Here is a 20,332-nt window from a genome sequence, read left to right on the forward strand (position 1 = left end):
AATTTCACCTATTTCGTTTTTTCCCGGAAAGCGAATGAATGAGGAGAAAGAAAGCCTACCCAAATTGGGGCTAAATGAAAATCGGTAAAATCAATTTTAACAAGTTGAAATAAAGTTATATAGGCTACTTGTCTGAATCTATCGGTATATTATTTGGGTTAAGAGCGTGCTTAGAAGTACACCAACTGGCGGCAAATTCGAATTATTAGAAGCGATTTTGGATAATTTCTCAACAATAGCCACGTCATTCCCTCTAAATAATCGGGTATCACTTCAACGACGCCTCAGATTTTCTTTGCGAATTTTGTCAGATAAAGATGCTCTTTAGGGTTATTTGCGGTAATTCTGAGCGTTTCATTAGCAAAAAGAATGGTTAATAAAAAAAAAGCGGATTTAGATTATCCGCTTTATATTCCATTAATTGGAGAAACAATGATAATCAACACCATCTATCGTTGTTAAGTAATCACTTTCTCTATACAGAAGGATCATCATGGTTGTCATTTCTTTCACCTTACCATTGAATACCAATTGGTCACGATGATCGATGATAATGACCTTTTTTTGAAAAACAAATATCTGTTTATCAGAAGGGAGGTAATCGGGGTAAACCTCATTGGCGACGAGCTTATTTTCAGGAGGAAAGCAGAAAAAAAATCCAATGAAAAATAAGAAGGAGAGATAGATTTTTTTCATGGGCTTGATAATGGGTATATGTTTATTAACCCTTATTATTTTGCCCGGGTTTCGCTCAAAGCTTAACTTATTGCTTTTCGTACGTAAAGTTTAGCCTCGGAAATTGCCGCTTAAATTTTTCTAAAAAATCTTCATCATAAGGCTCGTGGCAAATTTCACTGTGGTACTTTTTAAAGCCGGCTTTTTGGTAATTTTCAGCCGCATTAGGGTGGTCAAATTCGCAAGTATGTAACCAAATGCGTGATGCACCAGCTTTATAAGCCATTTGACAGGCGGTTGATAAGAACCCTTTTCCTAAGCCTTTGCCGATAAAGCTTGGGAGCAACCCAAAATAAACTAATTCGAAATCGGTGGCTACTTGTTGAAATTCAGCAAAGCCGGCAAAATTACCCTCCAAACTTAATTGAAAAAGAAAATTGTTTTCGTCTTGTAAAATGGCTTTTAATTCTTCTTGTGGCATTAAAATTCTTCCGGTCCAACCCCAGGGCTCACCGATGCTACGGTATACGTGCAAGTATGCTTCAATATCGGGCTTCCATAAATGCAGTTTGGCATTTTGAGGTAAGCTGAAAACTGGAGCTCCTTTCTGATGCTCATAATAGCTGGTGGCTACTGGTATTGTTTTATACATAGATAATGGGATAAAAAATAAAACCGCTTCCTAAAATTAAGGAAACGGCTACCCAACAAAAAAATATTTGTTGAAAAATCTTTTAGCGCATAAACAATGACCATTTTTGATCAAAAATTCATTGGGTAAAAAAACAATTTCGTTTTACTACCAACGTTATACCACAGATCAATAATTAGGCCATAAGTTGATTTTTGGGAATTAAATTACTGTAATTCAGTGATATAGTGTTGCTGAAATTGCTGAATGATTTTTTTCATGGAAATAGCGCCTACCTCCTTTAAATCTATTTCTAAGGGTTGAATAAATAAGGCTTCAGAAATATCATCCATGACATGCATATTGGTGAAGGAGTCGACTTTGCAAATGAAGGTAATGTCGGTGGTGTAATAACTTAAACCTTTGAAAATGTATTCGTTGGGAACAGAGCAGAAAAAGTCCAGTTTTATAATTTCTAAATTGAGTTCTTCCTTAATTTCTCGACGGATGGCCTCTTCAGCAGATTCCATCGGATCTACGAATCCTCCGGGTAAATCTAAAGTGCCCTCAAGGGGAGCAAATTTCCTTCTACTCAAAAGTAATTCGCCTTTTTCATTGAGAATCAATGCTGCTACAGCACAGGAAGAGTTAATGTAAAGCGTGAAATCACAGGAATCGCATTGAAATTTTTTCCCTTCGAAAGGAAAGCTTTTACCACCACATTTGGGGCAGAAATGCATTTGATCTTTAGGTTGGGTGCTTGCCATAAAATTTTGTCTTTCCCCAAAGGTAATGATTTGGTTTTGCTTCAATAAAGCCTTGCAATGGCAAATTGAATATTTTCTGGATCCTGGGAGACCGATAAAGGCAGCATTCTTCCCAAAACTTCTTTGCAACAGGGAAGATAAAGTATTGCTGTGGAGCAATAGATTAAAAAAACAGGGAAAATTCAAGGATCTAAGCCGGATTGATCATACATAAATCCTCCTTTAGCTGTAAGGCTGAAAAAATGACGGCATAGTTTTCTGTTTCGACTTTTTACCAAGGAAGCAAATGAATAAGGAGAAACTGGCTTTGGCCAAATTTGGGCTAATAATAATCAAAGAAAAACACCTGCTACTGATTGGCTTTAAGTTTTTTGTCCTGCTTTAGTGAATTTAGCGGTGAATAATTCGGGCTAAATTTTCTTTGGAGGTATTGAAACCGGCGTTACTTTTTGTCAGGAAGGCGCTAAGATTTGAATCAGTTCTTCTCTTAGTTCCTGAGGAACAAATGGTTTGGTGACCGATCCATTCATGCCAGCTTTTTTAACCTTTTGCTTTACTTCAATTAATGCAGAGGCGGTTAAGGCCAAAATGGGGGTTTTTGAGTCAAAAGTTCTGATTTTTTCAGTGGCGGTGTAGCCATCCATCACCGGCATCTGAAGATCCATCAAAATAAGGTCATAGGAATTTTCCTTTACCTTATGGACTGCCTCTTCTCCATTTTCAGCCAAATCATAATCTAATTCCCATTTCTTGAGAAATTGTTCCGCTACTTTAATATTGAAGGGGTTATCTTCTACTAATAGCACTTTTTTATTTTTGAGTTGGTTGTGATCTGCTCTGTTTTCTTTGACTTCAAAAGGTTCATCTATTTCGGCCACAGGTTCCATATTTAAAGTGAAATAGAAATTGGAGCCCTGTCCAAATTCACTTTTTACCCGAATCTCGGAATCCATTAATTGCAGAAGTTTTTTGGTAATGGAGAGCCCAAGCCCCGTCCCTCCAAACTTACGGCTGGTAGAAGACTCTTCCTGTTCAAAATCTTTGAATATTTTTGTTTGGTTTTCTTTTTTGATACCGATGCCATTGTCTTCAACTTCAAAACAGATGCGGTTATTATCCGAGCCACCTTCTTTATAAATTCTGATTTCGATTTTTCCTTTATCTGTAAATTTTATGCCATTACTAATGAGGTTGTTCAAGATTTGAGCAAGACGTGTTGGATCGCCTTTTACCAGTTTTGGAATAGAAGGATCAATCAATAATTTGATGGTATTTTCTTTTTCTTTGGCTTTAAATGAATTGGCCTCTTTGAGATTTTTGACATGTTCAATTAAATCAAATGGGATCGATTCTATTTCTAGTTTACCTGCAGATATTTTATTGTAATCCAAAATGTCATTGATCAGCGACAACAGGTTATCCGCTGAGAATTTCATAATATTGAGGTTCTCAATTTGCTCTTCTTTTGGGTCAGAAGTAATAAGCAGATTGGTAATTCCAATTACAGCATTTAAAGGTGTTCTTAATTCATGACTCATCGATGATAAGAAATTCTCCTTGGATTTAGATACGGATTCGGCCGCCTCTTTAGCCTTAAGCAAAATTTCGGCATTGGCCTCTTTTTCCTCCAGTAGTTTTTTCAGTTCTTCATTTTTGGCGTTTCGATATTCATCCTGCTTTTGTTTTTGTTTGAGGAAAAGGTAATTATAAAGGCAAATGAAAATAAAAACGGTCACGATATTGGAAATGGCCAACCAGGACATGGTTTGATCTTGCAGGATTTTTTGGTCATGCATCTTATAGCCCACATCCGCAATGAGCAGGGTGAAAATGATGAAATAGGAAAGGAAAATATAAGACCGTTGTTCGTAAGTAAACAGCAGGAGCGGCAGAATCATAAGGGAAAAAAAGTAAAGAAAAATATGGGAATCAAAACCCAGGTAAATGCTGAAAAGCCAGATGGAAATACTGGAAATTAAGATGAGATTGAGTCTTGCGGGTATATATCGCTTTTTATAGTTAAGTATGGGGGTTAAAGTCAATAGGCTGGCAAAAATAATACAGATTCTGCCAAATGGGATGGGGGCTGAATATTCCAGTTTCCAAAAGATAAAAGAATACAGGAGGATGATGGCTGCCAAAAATCCAGCGATAAAATTTGAAATTTGAATTTTATCCTTTTGTTCAAAGGCGGTACTATTCTGAATGCCAAAAAAAAGTAAATTATCGAGTCTCATAGGCAATGTTGGGTAACAAACTAATTTTCCTTTTATTACAAACTGTTTAATCAGAAATGTGTGTCAAAAAATATTTGTTTTTTTTGCTTTTTGGATGGATTTTTTTTGCGAAGAGCGCGAATGATGGGGTTAATAACGGATTATAATGATGAATCAATATAATTATGGGTGAAACATGAAAGGGTGGCATTGGTAACTTTTGAAGGTTTTTTATTAAATTCTAGTATAAACCCAAAATCAAAACATATGCAATTAATCGCAGTAATTGGGGCAGGAACAATGGGCAATGGTATCGCTCATGTTTTTGCTCAAAGTGGCTTTGAAGTCAATTTGGTTGATTTAGACCCTTCGGTGCTGGAACGTGGAACCGTGACCATCTCAAAAAATTTGGATCGACTGATCGCTAAGGATAAAATTACCGAAGAAGATAAGGATCAAACCCTTGCCCGTATACATAAATTTACGACTTTGGAAGCGGCAGTAGTCAATGCGTCAATAGTAGTGGAGGCGGTTTCGGAGAGTGAGCATCTTAAAACCAGAATTTTTGAGTCTTTATCACAATATTGTGATCCGGAGACGATTTTAGCGACCAATACCTCTTCTATTTCTATCACCAAATTGGCCGCCAGTGTTCGAAATCCCGAGCGGGTTATCGGAATGCATTTTATGAATCCGGTTCCCTTAATGAAGTTAGTGGAAGTTATTCGGGGATATTCTACCTCTGATGAAGTTTGCGCACAAATTATGCAAGTAGCCCAACAACTGGGAAAAGTAGCGGTGGAGGTGAATGACTACCCTGGTTTTGTAGCAAATCGAATTCTTATGCCTATGATTAATGAGGCCATTGAGTCTTTATTTGAAGGAGTCGCAGGGGTGGAAGAGATTGATACGGTAATGAAACTGGGGATGGCACATCCGATGGGGCCTTTGCAACTAGCGGATTTTATTGGGCTGGATGTTTGTCTGGCCATTCTTCGGGTGATGCATGAGGGGCTTGGAAAACCCAAATTTGCGCCTTGTCCATTATTGGTCAATATGGTAACTGCCGGGAAATTAGGGGTAAAATCCGGGGAAGGTTTTTATGACTATCGGGAAAGCAAAAAGACCGAAAAAGTTTCGGCCAGGTTTTTAAAGGTTTAGGATGTGTTGCTCGAATCATAAACTATCATGAAGCCTCCAGAGAGGTTTTGCTATTAAATCACCTGCTTTGTCATTTATTCGAAGAGTAGTGTTTAGTGCACTATCCGAAAGCAAGTAGAATTGATTTTGGATTCAACCGGATTATTCATGCTGAAATCCTCGTTTTATTGGCAGGCAGAAAAATGATGTAATTGGTCCTATTTCGAGTTTTTTTCAACGAAGCAGATGAATGAGGACAAAGCAAGCTTGCCCAAATTGGGGCTATTAAAAATCAAAGAAAACAAGTTGTGATAAACTAAAAATAAACCATTTGCACTTAGTTAATGAATTAGGCGGTGAATAATTCGGCTTAGCCAAATTTGAGCCATTTAAGGTTAATGAAGTCGGCTATTATTAACAGGTAATAAACTGTTAAGGGTGGTTTCCAAACCCGAGCGTTGAGTGATTAGACCGGGTTTTGGCTATAGGGAGGCGGTGCTTACCGAACTAATTATTAATGCTTACTCCCAACTTACTATTGCCGTCATTACTTCTGAGTTGTGAATGGTTTCTTAGTATTTTCAAAAGGCAGAGATTGAGATTCTGCCCTTTTTTAAACCCAATACAATCATAGTAGACCCGGAGTATTTATGCTTAACCAGTATAATTCATGCTTAGATCCTCGTTTAACCGTAAGGCATGAAAAATGAAGGAATTTTTCCTATTTCATTTTTTTCCAAGGAAGCTGATGAATGAGGAGAAAGCAAGCATAACCAAATATGGGCTGTTTAAAAACAATATAAATACGCTTAATATATTGATGCTAAGATTTTTATTAGGTATTTCTAAAAATGCTAGGGAATAATTACAACTAAGATGGTTCCCAAGGAGAGTGCCATTGGCTAACCCTGCGATTATAGTCCACCGCTTGTAGGATTTTATTCCGAAGTTTTGGAGGGTAATCCGGATTTTGATTGAGAAAGCCATCCACCAGACTTATATTTTCTTGCTGCATATGTCCCCAAAAGCCTGCAGCCACCCATCCTTTTGGGAAGAAAATATCGCCCGTCTCTTTTACCTCAATGATTTCCTCCAATAAGGCGGGCAGGTGTTGGGCAGAATTTTTCGCCCGCAAGGGGTGGTTGATAAGCTTCAGGCCTTCTAGCACCCAGGGTTCTTTCGTTCGATGCTCAGGAAGAAGTAGTCGATTAAAAAAGGCAGATCGCAGCTCGGGCTCCGCAGCACAGGCCGGTTTTAAAAAGGACCATTTGCGTATTTTGTCCTCATTTTTTAAAGATTGATCAATCAGGATTTCAAGGTTTGCGGCCTTTTCTGGCATTCGGACCATGAGATTCATGCCCATTTCCATTAAGTCATTTTCAGAAAAGCCCCAACTATCCAGGGCTTGCTTATTTTTCATCAACCGCAGTTCTTGTTGTAGCCAGTCAGGCTGTTCTCCCAGCGTGAAAATACCTTTTAGGAGGGTCCTGTTCGCCGGGGATTTTTCTGATTTTAAAACCTCCTGGTAAATTTGGTATAAGGTTGCCTGCCATTTTGTTCTTTCCTTTTCAGGCAGAAAGCCCCAGTAATCTTGTTTCAAATATCGAAGCATTAATTGCTGAACCAAAGGGGAGCTTTCCTTTGGTAAATGGTGGGTGAGTAGTTTTAAATATTGCTCAGGCTCCAGGTCAGAATTTAAAACCATTTCCCGAAGGTTGGTAATGGTAATAGCCCTGTGGATGGGTTCAGGAAGTGTGGAAAAATTAGCGATGATTTTATCCCTGAGTTGGGGATGAAAGCGAAAATAGCCATATCCATAGCCTGAAATATCAGGTAATATCCAGACGTTTTCCCGTTCTGGTATGGGGAAGGAGAAGCTATCGGATAGCCGATAAGGCATGGCAATCATCTTTTCTCCATCCCAAAGCCCGGCGACCAATTCCTGATCCCACAGGCCTTCAGTGGGGCCTTTTTGAGAAATGATAACCCTGTGGTCCTTCAACTGGATGTCTATGGTAGGCATGCCCTTGGATTTTATCCATGCATTGTTCCAGTTATTCAAGTCAAGTCCCATGCCGGCTTGTTCGTCCAGAATTTTTATTAAGCCATCCCAGGAGGCGTTGCCATAGGCATAAGATTTTAAGTATTTTTGCAAACCCTGTTGAAAAGATTCCGCACCCATTTGGAGTTCCAGTTGCTTCATCGTAACCGGTGCTTTTTTATAGATAATATTGCCATAAACGCTACCGGCCTCAGATAAATTGTCTAATTCCTGGGCAATCGGGTGGCTCCCTAATGAGCGGTCCTCCTCATAAGCGGAGGGGATATGATTTAAAAAGAAAAGCAGGCCATGGTCCACTTCCGGGAATTGGGGATTGGACATTTTTGCCGCCATAAAATTGGCAAATACTTCTTTGAGCCAGACATCATCAAACCATTCCATGGTGACCAAATTCCCAAACCACATGTGTGCGACTTCATGCCCAATGAGGGAGGACCGCCGGAGTAGTTCCGACTGGCTCGCCGGTGCACTGAGCATCAGTTGTGACTCCCGATATTGGATGGCGCCCACATGCTCCATGCCCCCATACTGAAATGGAGGAATTAGGGCGAAGTCCAGTTTCTTAAAGGGAAACGGGATATTGGTATAATCTTCCAGCCATTTAATATTTGAGGTATGCAAGTCAAAAATAGCCTGAATATTCTGTGCTCTTTTGGCCGGGTCTTTAATGCGATGCAGCATGGTCATTTTATCGTCCCGAAACTGGATGCTATCCGTAAAAAAAACTCCCGCTGCAAATGAGTACAGATATGTACTCATCGGGCCTGCACTTTCGAAGGTGAGTTGTTTTACTCCCTGATGAACCGTTTCTGCAATAAGCTTCCCTCCACTGATGGCAGTGAAATTTTCGGGCATTCTTAAAGTATTCGTGAAATAGGCTTTAAGGTCAGGTTGATCAAAGCAGGGGAAGACCGTAGAAGCTTTGGCCGGGACAAAGAGGGTATAAATTAAATCTTCGGAACAATTAAGGCCTCCGCGACCAGCTTTTCCGCTTATTTCTATTTTTTGATGTCCTGAAGCGAGGCTTTGGGCTGGAAGGATGAGGTGATCTCCCGCAAATTTAATGGTTTCTGGGCGATCATTGATATTCACCAAGTCAATAAGGCTGGTGTCCGCCTGAAAGTCTAGCCAGACATCATTAGTCCCAAAGTAGTCAAAGCTAATGAGTGCGGTGAAAAAAATGTCCTCCATGGGGCCCTGATGAAAGTCAAAAGTAATATGATAGGTCAGCTTACTGATTTCATTTTTTCGTTTTTCTGCCAATTCCTTACTTACTCCTGAAGTAGGTAGATTGATATTATTCTCAGGTAAGGCTAACTGGCAATTTGTTAAGAAAATGATAAAAAATAGACATAATAAGTGAGAATATTTCATGGGTGATTGGGCTGGTTTATGGAAGTGAATAAACCTTTTCTTTTTTACAAATCAAAGCCTAATCGTTCTGTGACCGCCAGAGGGGGAAGTTTTAAAAAAAAGCAAATGACCGCTGGTCAGTGGGTTACTATTTAACGTTATGAAATATATACATATGAATAAATTGGTATAATTTCTCACTTTAAACTCCACCGTTATGCAACGTCACGTGATTTTTCTTACAAACGGCATGTTTTCTACCACCGCGCGGTTTGGATTGATCTTTATTGTTGGATTATTTCTGGTTCTGACCGGTGCGTTTAACCTCAGTTTTTTTGGTGGTTTAGACGGCTTATATATTGTACTGAATATTATTGCCTTAGTCGCAGGGGCTATTTTATTAATTGACGCCTGGTTACTCCGACCCGGATCCGATTCTATGCCTCGGGTAGAGGTGGATGATCACCACATTTTGGTGGTCAATGATGAATTGGTAGGAAAAGTGGAATTATGGCCGGATGAAATTGCCTCCATTCAATTAGCAGCCTATGAGATTATTGTGGATTATAAAGAAAAAGAGCGATTAATCATTTCGATCAACACGGAGGATGTGGATACCTCCAAAGACGTCAAAATGGCCGTGAAAGAATTCTGTGAAGTTCACAATATTCCCCTTAGTGGCGGCTGATAAACAATAGCGTATTAAATAAAAAACAAAGCCATCGATTGATATCGATGGCTTTTCCTTTAACACCTTTTTCGAACGGAAAATCAGCAAACTAGAGTTGTTCAGTCTCTAGCTTTCAACAAGAGTAAATTTAGAAGCTTTTTCTTTATTATGAAAAAAGCGGGTCATTTTTTTTAATAAATTTTAAAAACTCAAGCCTAAATCACGCTTTCTTTTGCGAATTTATTTGGTCTCATGCCATTTAATCGTACAGCCAATTGCTTTGGAGCTGGTTTTTGTGATCGCTTTCCCTGCTATTAAGGCTTCCAGCGCATCAGCTAAGTATAATTTGTCAGCCTGAGTGGCATCTTTGGCGTTATTATCAATTGCTCCGATATATTTTACTACATAATCTGTTCCCTCTTTTTGTAGTAAATAGACATGCGGTGTTCGGGTGGCGCCATATGTTTTAGCCATTTTTGAATCCTTATCAACTAAATAGGGAAAAGTGAAGCCCTTTTCTTTGGACCGCTGAATCATTTCCTGATATCCATCGGCCGGTTCAATTTTCGGGTCATTAGGATTTAGCGCCACCACGGGATAGCCAAGGCCTTTATATTTTTTATCTAAGGCGATGATGCGGTCCTCATATAATTTTGCGTAAGGGCAGTGGTTACAGGTGAAAATAACGATAGCGCCTTTATTGTCCGAAAGGTCAGCTAATGACATCATTTTACCATCAATATTTTTAAGGCTAAAGTCGGAAGCCTGATCGCCAATTTCATAACCTTCCGCCATTCCGATAAAGGGTAAAAGCGCAAGCAGTAATACTAAAATTGAATTTTTCATGATTAAAATTTTATGGTTGGTCAATGATTGAAAGAATTTCCTGTTCCGTCATTTTGCCTTCGTGAAAAGTGATTTTGCCCTTTGGGCTGATAAACAAGGTGGCCGGAATGGCACCGGACCACTGTTCATTAACCTTTGTAATGATCGGGTCAAGGTCAGTTTCATCCAATAGGTACAAACTGGAATTCAGGGCTTTCTTTTGGGCAAAGTTTTTGACTTTTTTGTCCAGTTCTTCAATGAAGTCCATACTGACCAGATGCACTTCCACCTGCTCCATTTTGTTCACGGATTCAAAGGCAGGTAATTCTTCTATGCAGGGTCTGCACCAGGTCGCCCAAAAGTTGATGATTTTGGTCTTTCCCTCAGGGGATGATTCCGCTAACTGATAAAGTTGTTCTTTTTTAATCACCTGAATGTCCTGAGCCTGAAGCTGGACAATGGATGTCGTAAAAGAAAGCAGGAGTAGAAATAATAATCTTTTCATGTGTTTTGGGGGATAATTTCAAAAATTGCTGTCAATGGAAAGGTCAGTTGCCTTACCATTGTAAAAATATAAAATATAATGAAATGGGAATTACCGCGCTAAGAAGGTTGACCAGATCATTATCCATCCATGAAAAACCTGCGCTTAAAATGGTGGCTTGTCCATGACAAAAAGTTTTTTCCGTAATATGCCCTTTCGGGCAGTGGTACTTAGCTTGAAAGGTGTCTCCTAAAACGCTATCAATGAGACTGCCTAAAAAGCTAATCAATATGACAGTGAATAGGAGGTGGATGCTCCCTATGCAGATGAAATACAGTAATCCCATTAAACAAGCCCCTAGCAGCGCGCCCCAGATTCCAGCCAGGCTGACGCCACCGGATAAGCCCTGGGGAATCGGCTTGCCACTCAACAGGTGGAACGTTCTCCTTTTTTTCAGGGTACCTATTTCCGTGGCCATGGTATCGGACAAATGGATGCCAATAGCGGAGAAATAGGCCGGCCAGATTTTTTCAATTGGAAGGAAGTAAACCAACGCAAGACAAAGCGTGGGAATCAATGCATTGGCGATTACCTGTATGCCTTTTCGTGGTCCGGATCGTGCATTGAACTGTTCAGAATCCGGATTGAGTTTCATTTTAATTTTACTCAAAATACTTCCAAGGAAAAAAAAGAGAAGCATGGGGACGTCTGCCTGCCAGCCTCCCCAAAAATGGATTAGACCACCAAAAATGATCATCACAGCTAAAGCGGAGAGGTCAATGCTTTTTTTGGAAAGGGCGTAGGTGCCTATTCCAAGGAAAAGGGAAGGCCGAGCCAGGGGTATAATGAAGAAAACAGTTCCAACTCAGGTCATTTTTTAATTTTTCCCTACTTCTAAAATAACAGTTTTGCAGGGATAAATAAGTTTTTGGGGCAATATATAATGTTTAAGGGTTTGGTCAATATAGAAGCACGCTTGAATTTGTTTGATGACTGAGTGGTAAAAATAGGATGCGTGAGGCTTATTTAATGCAATCTTGACCCAAAAATCAAATGCCTCTCGGGATTTATAGTCCGGGTAATTTGTCCTGTTTCATTTCAAGGGGCGAAAATGACCAATTTCTCAAGGAAAATTGTGTGTTGAAATTACACCCTTAACCGATAGGGAGTAAAGAACAAGCGGTGGGAAAATTGCTTTTGCTAGTAAAATTAATTGAAAAAACATATGGCAACTCAATTAGAAAAATTGAAAGTAGGGAAGAGCATTTATTTTTTCGATGTATCAGAAACTAAAACAGGGTCGATGGTGCTCAATATTGTAGAGTCCAGAAGAAATGGAGAAAAATTTGACAGGACGAAACTGACTTTGTTTGATGAGGACATCATCAAATTTGCGCAGTCTATGGTGGCGGTGGTGGGCAAATTGGACCCCATAGGCAGGAATCTTCGGGAAGAGGAGGACAGGGTACATGCTATTCGTGATAAATATCCGAATGCATTTAAGGTTTGGTCACAAAAAGATGATTTAGATCTTACGGCCATGTTTATGGATCAACTGAGTGTTGAACAAATTTCTGAACGCCTGGGCAGAGCTCCTAAAGCAATATCCATTCGGATGGAAAAGCTGGAGTTGCATCAAAATTTATTAGAATAGGGTGGTTAGTTCTTTCTTTACAGAGAGGGTTAATGGGTAAAGGGGAGCAGCAATGCTCCCCTTTTTTTTAGGCGATTTTAAAAACAATAGGCAGTACCATCCTCACCCGTACCGGAACACCTCTTTGTTTTCCAGGATCCCACTTAGGGGATGCGGAGATGACTCTTTTGGCTTCCTCATCACAGCCTCCTCCTATACCTTTCACCACTTCTACTTGCGTAATGGAGCCATCTTTTTCTACCACAAACTGAACAAATACGCGTCCCGAAATGCCCATTCTACGAGCTTGCGCAGGGTACTTTATCGCCTTCGAAACATATTGATAGAATTCCCCTACTCCTCCGGGGAAATCGGGTTTTTCTTCCACGATAGTGAATATCTCTTCTATTACTTCTTCTTCAGGAGCTTCTTCAAAAACCACTTCCGAAATTTTCTGATCGGGTATTTGAGTGTTTTCGGAGAAATCAATATCCAAATCAACATCCACAACTTCTTGCAGAACAACATCATCAGGGATCTCTATGATGTTGACATTAGCACTAAGTTTAGGCTTTGGAGGCGGAGCCTGCTGGCTTAAAGGAATTTCCTCTACCTCAAAATAGGCAGTCTCCGTGATGACTTCTTCCTGCATAATTTTTTGAACGGGGGTTTGGTATTCAAAAACCAAAACGACCAATAGCAGGCTGATGACCAGGCCGATACTAAAATATAGGGGGAGCGCATTGGCTTCTTTGCCTTCTTTTTCTTTTTTGAACTGCATCCACTCTGCAACTCCTTCTTTTATTTTTCGTTTCCGAACAATTTTATCTAATTGATTGGATGCCTTTTCGGGCTCCTCATGATAGTGTTTTGGAGGTTGGTAGAAATGAGGAAAGGGGTTGTGGGCAATAGCTTTCATAGTTGTGGGCATTAAATGAAAAATATATATATAAGCACTCTTGCGAGTGTTAGAGCCTCAACTATGAATAAAATTTTCAGCTAATATTCTACTTTTATATACGTAAAATGTAAGCCGGTAGGATAAGGTAATTTAAAAAATCAGGAATTTTCTTTATAGGCTTTTTCTAAGTTGATCAGGGTCATGAAAATTCCTGTTTTTTTGTCGGTTATTATGATTTGTTCTTAGGTTTGTGAAGGAATTTTAGGTAAAATGCCCAGTTTCAGGAGATTGATGAATATGTTGTGCTCCAGGTGAAGAGAAGGTCGAGATGAGGTATTGATTTAAATTGGGGCATTTAATTTTTCGGCATAATTTTAATTTTTCCGGGAATCACAGGTTTTGCATTCTGATATTGTCTAAATTGCAGCGAAATTATTTTTACATATGAAAGGGAGGATATTTTTATTAGGAGGCGGGCTTTTGCTTTGGTTAGGAATTATTGCTTGGAGTTGTAGCGATAAGGATCGGGCAGAGGAGTCGAAATCAGCAGCTGATTTGGTTGTGGAGCGCATTAAAAGTGTGGAGGCAGAATATGTCGGGACGGAAAAGTGTCAATCCTGCCATGAGGAGGAGTATGGGGAGTGGAAAAACTCAGATCATGATTGGGCCATGCAAATAGCAATGGATACCACTGTTCTGGGCGATTTTAATGATACAAAAGTAACGCTGAATGGCATTACTTCCCATTTTTTCAAGCGGGATGGAAAGTATTTCATCAATACCGAAGGCAAAGATGGAAACTACCATGATTTTGAAGTGAAGTATACTTTTGGTTATTATCCACTTCAAAATTATATGACTGAAAATGAGGATGGTCGTATTCAGGTGCACCGGGTGACCTGGGATTCTGAAAAAAATCGTTGGTTCAATCAGCATGATGAGCTGGATATGCATCATGGGGAATGGCTGAACTGGACCGGGGCTGCCGGAACATGGAATACCATGTGTGCTGACTGTCACTCTACGGATTTAAAGAAAAATTACGACCCGGAGTCGGATACTTTCAATACCACTTTCAGAGAGATTAACGTAGGCTGTGAGGCTTGTCATGGAGAAGGGAGTCACCACGTAGAGTGGGTGGAGTCGGAAGATTATGATGAGGATAAAAATATGGAGGTCAAAAGCTTTATGAGGATGACCGCCTATCTGGACAATAAGCAGCTGGTGAGAGAGTGTGCACCCTGCCATAGCCGCCGAATGAATATCGAGATTGATAATCAGTTTGAGGGTGAATTCATGGATCACTTTGTGCCGGAAATTTTACGGGATGGCATGTATCATGGTGATGGTTCCATTCAGGATGAGGTTTATGTGTACGGCTCTTTTGTGCAATCTAAAATGTATGAGCATGGTGTGAAATGTACGGATTGCCATAATCCACATACTTCTCGCATTAAAGGAGCAAAGTCTCATGATAAAGGACAGTGGGTTTATGATAATACTGTTTGTACTAACTGTCACCTGAAAGGGCATGAGGCGGAAATTTATGATACGCCAAAGCACCATTTCCACGAGCAGGATACCGAAGCGAGTCAGTGTATCTCCTGTCACTTTGTAGGAGAATATTATATGGGGAATGATTATCGACCTGATCATGCTTTTCGGGTACCCCGTCCTGACCAATCAGTGGAATATGGCATTAAGAATGCCTGTAATCGTTGCCATGAAGATCAGTCGGCACAGTGGGCGGCAGATGCAGTGGTAGAGTGGTATGGCCCTGACCGTGATATCAATTATACGGATGCTTTGTTGAAAGGACGTGAGCGCGATCCGGCGAATGTGAAGGAGATTGCCAAATTCGTGAGAGATGTTAGTCAACCGGAGATTGCCCGTGCCACCGCAGTGCATTATCTATCTCAAACCAATGATCCTTCGGTAGTCAATCCGATTGTTTTGGCCCTGAATGACCCGGAACCTTTGGTAAGGTATCGGGCGGTGGAGGCCATTTCCACCTGGTCGGATGAGGAGCGTGTCACCTATTTGGTGCCAAGATTGAAAGATGAGATTAAATCTGTGCGCGTAGCGGCAGTAAGAACATTGGTAGGTCCAATTGCGCAGCAGGTTCCGGCTGAATATAAAGGAGCCTATGAGCAGGCGATGACCGAGTATATGAAATCTTTGGCCATTAATGCTGACTTCCGAAACGGAAATTTCTCTTACGGCCAGTATTATGAGCGAATGGGAGATGATTTGGCGGCAGAAAAATATTATATACGAACAATTGGCATGGACTCCCTTTTCAATGCGGCACGTGTTCAATTGGCCAATTTGTATAATCGTAAAGGAGAAAATGATAAAGCCCTGGAACGCCTGGAAGAAGTGATTGAAATTGAGCCTGCTTATGGAGGCGCTTACTATTCTATCGGATTGATAAAGGCGGAAGAACAGGATTTTACTGCTGCGGAAAAATACCTTGGATTGGGAGTGGAAAAAGGCAATGATCATCCCCGCGCTTATTATAACTGGGCTTTGGCGGCACAGCAAAATAAGGATTTAAAAAAGGCGGAGAAGGTGTATAAGATGGGAATTGACCGCTATGGCAATGCCTTGGACCTTCGCAATGCATATGCGATTATGTTGATTCAAAATCAACGATTTAAAGAGGCCTTGGCACAAATTGATGCCATGGATAAAATCTCTCCAAATAATCCTCAGATCCAGCAAATGAAGCAACAGGTGATGCAAATGATGTAAGTCTGTAAAATCTAAAATGATTTTGAAAGCCTTTTGGTGTTTTGCTGAAAGGCTTTTTTATGGGCTAATTTTCGGCTTAAGCCGATGTTTTCATGTTTCAAGGCTCATTTTACACCAAAGCGGGAAAATGAAGGAATAGCTCTTTGTTTTGAGTTTTTCCCAATGAAGCGGATGAAAGAAAGCATCCCCCTATTTGAGCTATTGATAATTCGACAAAACTAACCAATAAAAATCTGAAATCTAGATGTTTAAAGCAACTCACTAAGTCTAGCGGTGAATAATTCGTGTTAAATCTGACGGCACATGATTCAGGTTAAAGTACCCAAATTGAAATGTTCCGGATTTGTTTTTTAGGAATAATGCAAATGCGGATAGTTGGATGCATACTTGTTTTTCTATAACTTATTTGTAATCAAACAAGGCCTTTGTATGCATCTCAACATCAACGACACCAACTACTTCTTGGATAGTACTGCCGAAAGGAAAGAAACCATTGTTTTTTCTCATGGATTTTTATTGGATCATAGCCTCTTTGATGGTCTTCGAGAGGCACTGCGAGGGGAGTTTCGTTGTGTGGCTTTTGACCATAAAGGACATGGGAGAACGGCCCCGAATGAAACGGATTATGCGCTGGATCAATTGGTGCGGGATACGATAAGCTTAATTGAAAGTTTGGGGGAAACAGCCGTCCATTTTGTTGGAATGTCCACTGGCGGTTTTATCGGGATGCGCATCGCCCTCCAGAGGCCGGATTTATTAAAGTCCCTGGTGTTACTGGATACCTCTGCGGAAGAGGAGCCTGCATGGGCCAAAATTAAATATCATGGTCTCATTAAAATGCACCGACTGCTGGGTTGGCAACCACTTATTGGGACTATTATGAATTTGATGTTTTCAAAAGCTTATCTAAAAAGTGCAGCGAATCAGGAAAGTGTATACTATTGGAAAAAAGTGATTATGGGGAATCCCCATCATACCATTCGTTATTTCGGTGAGGCCATTCTTGCACGGGATAATGTCCTGTCTGAATTGTCTGGCCTGAACTTGCCTCTTTGTATTATTGTGGGGAAGGAGGATGTGGCTACTCCGGTGGAATATTCCCGAAGAATGGCAGATCGTTTGCCTCATGCCTCCTATCATGAGATAGCAGGATGCGGGCATATGGCCGTCGTGGAGGCGGTAACAGAAGTGTCCGATTTGCTGAGGGTCTTTTATCGGAATCATGGTTTTCCGGCTGCGCCATGAAGTTTAAGCCGGATTACTCAGGCTTAAATTCTCGTTTAGCAGCACGGTACCAGCAATACTCATCTTTGAAACCATGGACTATAATTTTCAAAAGGAAAGAATACTTTCGAGTAAACCAAATGACCTGACTAGGATTGTGGATGAATTTGTTTCTAAAAATGAAGCTTGGACAATTGAACTATTGATTGACCTTCTCGAATCTGATAGACCTGAAATAAGAAATGCTGGTGCTATAGGAATTTATGAACTTAGGCCACAAAAAGCTTTAGAACCACTTCTGAATGCGATTTTCAAACAAGAAAATCATAATTATAACGGGACGCTTGTTTGGGCACTTGGGCAACTTGATTGTAAGAACAGACTAATTGACATTTTCAGAATTTTATTTTATGAATCCTATGAAGCGAAAATTAGTGCCTATGAAATACTCGATAGTCAAATTTTTGAGTTTTCTAAAACTGACCTCAAGGAAATAAAAAGTATGTGGATAAATCTTCAAGCTAGCCCAGATAGAAGCCCTGATTTCGATAAAGGAGACGTAAGAATTATGATAAGTGATGCTGTTGAAGGGTTTTTAAGCTACTTGGGTAATAATAAAAAAGCTGGTAACAAATAATAAAATCCATCCTTGGCTTAGTGGGACTGGAAAGCATTTGGTAACTTGATCTTATAGTGTTTAGTGGATACGACCACTGACTGTTAAACCAGCACTTTTTTTATCAAAGCGGTAATGAAGGTAATATGCCCTATATCGATTTTGCAACACAAAGCAGCTGATAGCGGTGAAAGCATGCCCACTTAAATGTGGGTTGTAAAGAATGTATCAAAGTCGCTTCCAATAATTCGGATTGCAGTCGGATAATGAGGTTCTAAATTTGTTCGCCGCGATGCGCAATTCGAGATCAGCCTGAAGGCTAAAAGCAGGGGTAAGGAATTTTTTTTCCTTTCCCCCGAATTTCGGGAAAGGCTTTCCTGAAATCTGAAATAAATTGGAATAGGTTTGATGGTCTCAGAATTTTTTATTGCATTCTACCCATTCCATCTCTTCCTCCTGGTATTCACTAACGATCTCGTAGCCCAGATGCTGAAAAAAGTTGATGCTGTAATCCAAAGCTTTGGGAAGGCGAATATAGAATTGATCAATGTTTTCCTTTCTTTGATTTTCTAAATGTTCCAAAAAGAAAGCGCCATAGGCTTGTTGTTGCTTCTCCGGTTCCATCATGATCATCTTGATTTCATCTTCCTCTACAATGGCAAAAGCAGAGATGCTTTCATCAATCAGCATGAGGTAAGTGTTTGCCAGTTGTTCCAGGAGGAAGTCAAGTAGCTCCTCTTCATTTTCCTGCGATTTAGCAAAAGCTTCCCCTAACACCGGTTTGAAATTATGGTGAATGCAACGCTGGTAGATATCGATGATGGCGTCCAGGTCAGTGTTGCTGGCTTTTTTAAAGTCTATTAAGGGTACAAACATATATTTTTATTGTGGTGGTATTTGATTAATACGGGCAGTGGGAACATTATGATCATTTAACAAGGTCAGTCCGGCTTTAGCTTTTTGATCAAGGCTTTTCTTGTAAGGGTGATCGGTGTATTCCAGACATTTTTTGTAATAAAAATGAGCTTTTTCATGATTTCCCTGGCGGACATAAATTTGAGCCATTTTCAGGCAGGCCGATGGGGCGTAGTATTCTTCCTGATTGGTTTGGTGGGCAATGGTTCGTTCATAAAAAGACAAAGCCGGCAACCAGCGTTCTTCCGCTTCCATTAACATGCCTTTCCGGTAAAAATAGAGAAGTTGATTTTTTGTTGAAAGCTCCTCAAAGGTAATTTCCTCGAAAGTTTTGGCGGCCAATGCCGTATATCCCCCATCCAAATGAAAGCGGATTTGTTGTAATCTGGGGTCATCATGGAGTCCTTTTGTCGCCATTTTATGGGCATACCGATCGGCATAGGTTTGGTTGTTGCAAATCGGTATATTATTCAAGGCCTGTTGAGCAGCGATTTGTTTTCCCAATATTTGCCAACAAACAGCCGTTTTGAAATAGGCATCCGCCTTAAAATCCTGACCCTTTCCCTGATTGAAAAGTGAAAAATAATGAATCGCTTCCCTGAGTTGCCCTGCCCGTAAATGGAGATCTCCCAGGTGATAATCTAAAATCCTGAAATCCGGTAATTGGTCTTTAAGGCGGATGAATTTCGCCATTGCCTTCGGGCTTTGCCGGTCCTTCTTCAGCATCAGCGCCTGAAAATATTGGTGCAAATGATCATTGCCGGCCAGTGAATTTAGCGCCTTTGGGGTGTCATTGGCCAAAAAGTGCCACAATAAGCTTTCTAATAATGCTGCCTCATAGCCGAAATCCGTATTTTGGGCGAGCCTCAACTGCTTAATCCCATTTTCAAAACTTCCCTTTTGAATGCCGAACCATTTGGCTGTGCGGATATACTTTTTGGGAATCATACTGCAGGCAGCTTCGGTGATGCCGGTTATTTTCCTCAGGGGCGTATATTCCGGATATTGCGCTTGTAGCTGCTGTTGTTTTTTTAAAACTTTATACAATTGCCATCCTCCGGCCCATTCCTGATTGAATTTCAATTTCAATAGGCCAAAATGTAACTTTATTTCCTGTTGATAGTGGGAGCGCTGCGGTTCCGGTAGTCCGGCTAATTGTTGAAGCCATTTTTTTTCCAAATGTGCTTTATCGCTGAAAGCCCCGGCTTGATCTTCCATTAAGAGTTTGAAAACCAATGCCAGCGATTGATAGTACTCTCTTGGACCATGCGCTTGTTTTTGAGCCCATTTGTCCAGGCTGTCCAGTTGAAAATTCCCCAAATAGTCATATGGCTGCTGCGCAATAAGGGTATTGCTGAGCATCATCAGACAAAAGATTAGGGGGAAGGCTTTCATGTTGGTTGCAATGTTTCCGTGAAGATAAGCATTTAGCTTCGCTTATCACAAATTTTGGAAGCCCCTGTGAT

The 20,332-nt window shown here is 40.4% G+C and carries 17 protein-coding genes; 6 read left to right on the forward strand and 11 right to left on the reverse strand.

Annotated elements, in window-relative coordinates; genetic code table 11:
• Positions 1-417 precede the first annotated feature (417 nt).
• The 4 genes from NG22_RS04315 to NG22_RS04330 all read right to left on the reverse strand — a co-directional run bounded on the left by NG22_RS04315 (position 418) and on the right by NG22_RS04330 (position 4,310).
• Positions 418-696, reverse strand: a complete 279-nt coding sequence (locus NG22_RS04315) for a hypothetical protein (RefSeq protein ID WP_053404580.1) — start codon at positions 694-696, stop codon at positions 418-420.
• 67 nt (positions 697-763) lie between these two features.
• A complete protein-coding gene (locus NG22_RS04320) occupies positions 764-1,327 on the reverse strand; it encodes a GNAT family N-acetyltransferase (RefSeq protein ID WP_053404581.1) in 564 nt (187 codons plus the stop codon).
• Positions 1,328-1,533: 206 nt separating this feature from the next.
• Positions 1,534-2,073, reverse strand: coding sequence for an NUDIX domain-containing protein (locus NG22_RS04325; protein WP_053406879.1), 540 nt, complete (start codon positions 2,071-2,073; stop codon positions 1,534-1,536).
• Between the two features lie 452 nt (positions 2,074-2,525).
• Complete coding sequence (locus tag NG22_RS04330; protein ID WP_053404582.1) at positions 2,526-4,310, reverse strand: ATP-binding protein; 1,785 nt, start codon at positions 4,308-4,310, stop codon at positions 2,526-2,528.
• Between the two features lie 246 nt (positions 4,311-4,556).
• Here NG22_RS04330 and NG22_RS04335 point away from each other — a divergent pair, with 246 nt between their 5' ends.
• Entirely contained in the window at positions 4,557-5,450 is an 894-nt protein-coding gene (locus tag NG22_RS04335) for a 3-hydroxyacyl-CoA dehydrogenase family protein (RefSeq protein ID WP_053404583.1), read from the forward strand.
• 850 nt (positions 5,451-6,300) lie between these two features.
• On the opposite strand, the gene NG22_RS04340 is transcribed toward NG22_RS04335, so the two are convergent.
• Complete coding sequence (locus NG22_RS04340; RefSeq protein WP_053404584.1) at positions 6,301-8,865, reverse strand: M1 family aminopeptidase; 2,565 nt, start codon at positions 8,863-8,865, stop codon at positions 6,301-6,303.
• A gap of 196 nt (positions 8,866-9,061) precedes the next feature.
• Here NG22_RS04340 and NG22_RS04345 point away from each other — a divergent pair, with 196 nt between their 5' ends.
• Positions 9,062-9,532, forward strand: a complete 471-nt coding sequence (locus NG22_RS04345; protein WP_157600863.1) for a hypothetical protein — start codon at positions 9,062-9,064, stop codon at positions 9,530-9,532.
• Positions 9,533-9,754: 222 nt separating this feature from the next.
• On the opposite strand, the gene NG22_RS04350 is transcribed toward NG22_RS04345, so the two are convergent.
• The 3 genes from NG22_RS04350 to NG22_RS04360 are packed head-to-tail and all read right to left on the reverse strand — an operon-like array spanning position 9,755 to position 11,670.
• On the reverse strand, positions 9,755-10,360 hold the full coding sequence (locus tag NG22_RS04350) for a thioredoxin family protein (protein WP_053404586.1): 606 nt from the start codon (positions 10,358-10,360) through the stop codon (positions 9,755-9,757).
• Positions 10,361-10,370: 10 nt separating this feature from the next.
• Positions 10,371-10,844, reverse strand: a complete 474-nt coding sequence (locus NG22_RS04355; protein WP_053404587.1) for a TlpA disulfide reductase family protein — start codon at positions 10,842-10,844, stop codon at positions 10,371-10,373.
• A gap of 52 nt (positions 10,845-10,896) precedes the next feature.
• Positions 10,897-11,670, reverse strand: coding sequence for a DUF92 domain-containing protein (locus NG22_RS04360; protein WP_082304986.1), 774 nt, complete (start codon positions 11,668-11,670; stop codon positions 10,897-10,899).
• Positions 11,671-12,048: 378 nt separating this feature from the next.
• Between NG22_RS04360 and NG22_RS04365 the strand changes: the two genes are divergently transcribed.
• On the forward strand, positions 12,049-12,477 hold the full coding sequence (locus NG22_RS04365) for a DUF3276 family protein (RefSeq protein ID WP_053404589.1): 429 nt from the start codon (positions 12,049-12,051) through the stop codon (positions 12,475-12,477).
• A 67-nt stretch (positions 12,478-12,544) separates the two neighbouring features.
• On the opposite strand, the gene NG22_RS04370 is transcribed toward NG22_RS04365, so the two are convergent.
• Positions 12,545-13,375: an energy transducer TonB gene (locus NG22_RS04370; protein WP_053404590.1), complete on the reverse strand. Its 831-nt coding sequence runs from the start codon at positions 13,373-13,375 to the stop codon at positions 12,545-12,547.
• Between the two features lie 426 nt (positions 13,376-13,801).
• Between NG22_RS04370 and NG22_RS04375 the strand changes: the two genes are divergently transcribed.
• The 3 genes from NG22_RS04375 to NG22_RS04385 all read left to right on the forward strand — a co-directional run bounded on the left by NG22_RS04375 (position 13,802) and on the right by NG22_RS04385 (position 17,972).
• Positions 13,802-16,111 (forward strand): tetratricopeptide repeat protein, encoded by a 2,310-nt coding sequence (locus tag NG22_RS04375; protein ID WP_053404591.1) that lies wholly within the window; start codon positions 13,802-13,804, stop codon positions 16,109-16,111.
• A gap of 429 nt (positions 16,112-16,540) precedes the next feature.
• On the forward strand, positions 16,541-17,356 hold the full coding sequence (locus tag NG22_RS04380; RefSeq protein ID WP_053404592.1) for an alpha/beta fold hydrolase: 816 nt from the start codon (positions 16,541-16,543) through the stop codon (positions 17,354-17,356).
• A 73-nt stretch (positions 17,357-17,429) separates the two neighbouring features.
• Entirely contained in the window at positions 17,430-17,972 is a 543-nt protein-coding gene (locus NG22_RS04385; protein ID WP_053404593.1) for a HEAT repeat domain-containing protein, read from the forward strand.
• A gap of 393 nt (positions 17,973-18,365) precedes the next feature.
• On the opposite strand, the gene NG22_RS04390 is transcribed toward NG22_RS04385, so the two are convergent.
• A complete protein-coding gene (locus tag NG22_RS04390) occupies positions 18,366-18,827 on the reverse strand; it encodes a GNAT family N-acetyltransferase (RefSeq protein ID WP_053404594.1) in 462 nt (153 codons plus the stop codon).
• A 6-nt stretch (positions 18,828-18,833) separates the two neighbouring features.
• Positions 18,834-20,261: a lipopolysaccharide assembly protein LapB gene (locus NG22_RS04395; RefSeq protein ID WP_082304988.1), complete on the reverse strand. Its 1,428-nt coding sequence runs from the start codon at positions 20,259-20,261 to the stop codon at positions 18,834-18,836.
• Positions 20,262-20,332: the final 71 nt, after the last annotated feature.

This window comes from Persicobacter sp. CCB-QB2 (genome assembly GCF_001274635.1).
GTDB classification, from domain to species: domain Bacteria; phylum Bacteroidota; class Bacteroidia; order Cytophagales; family Cyclobacteriaceae; genus Persicobacter; species Persicobacter diffluens.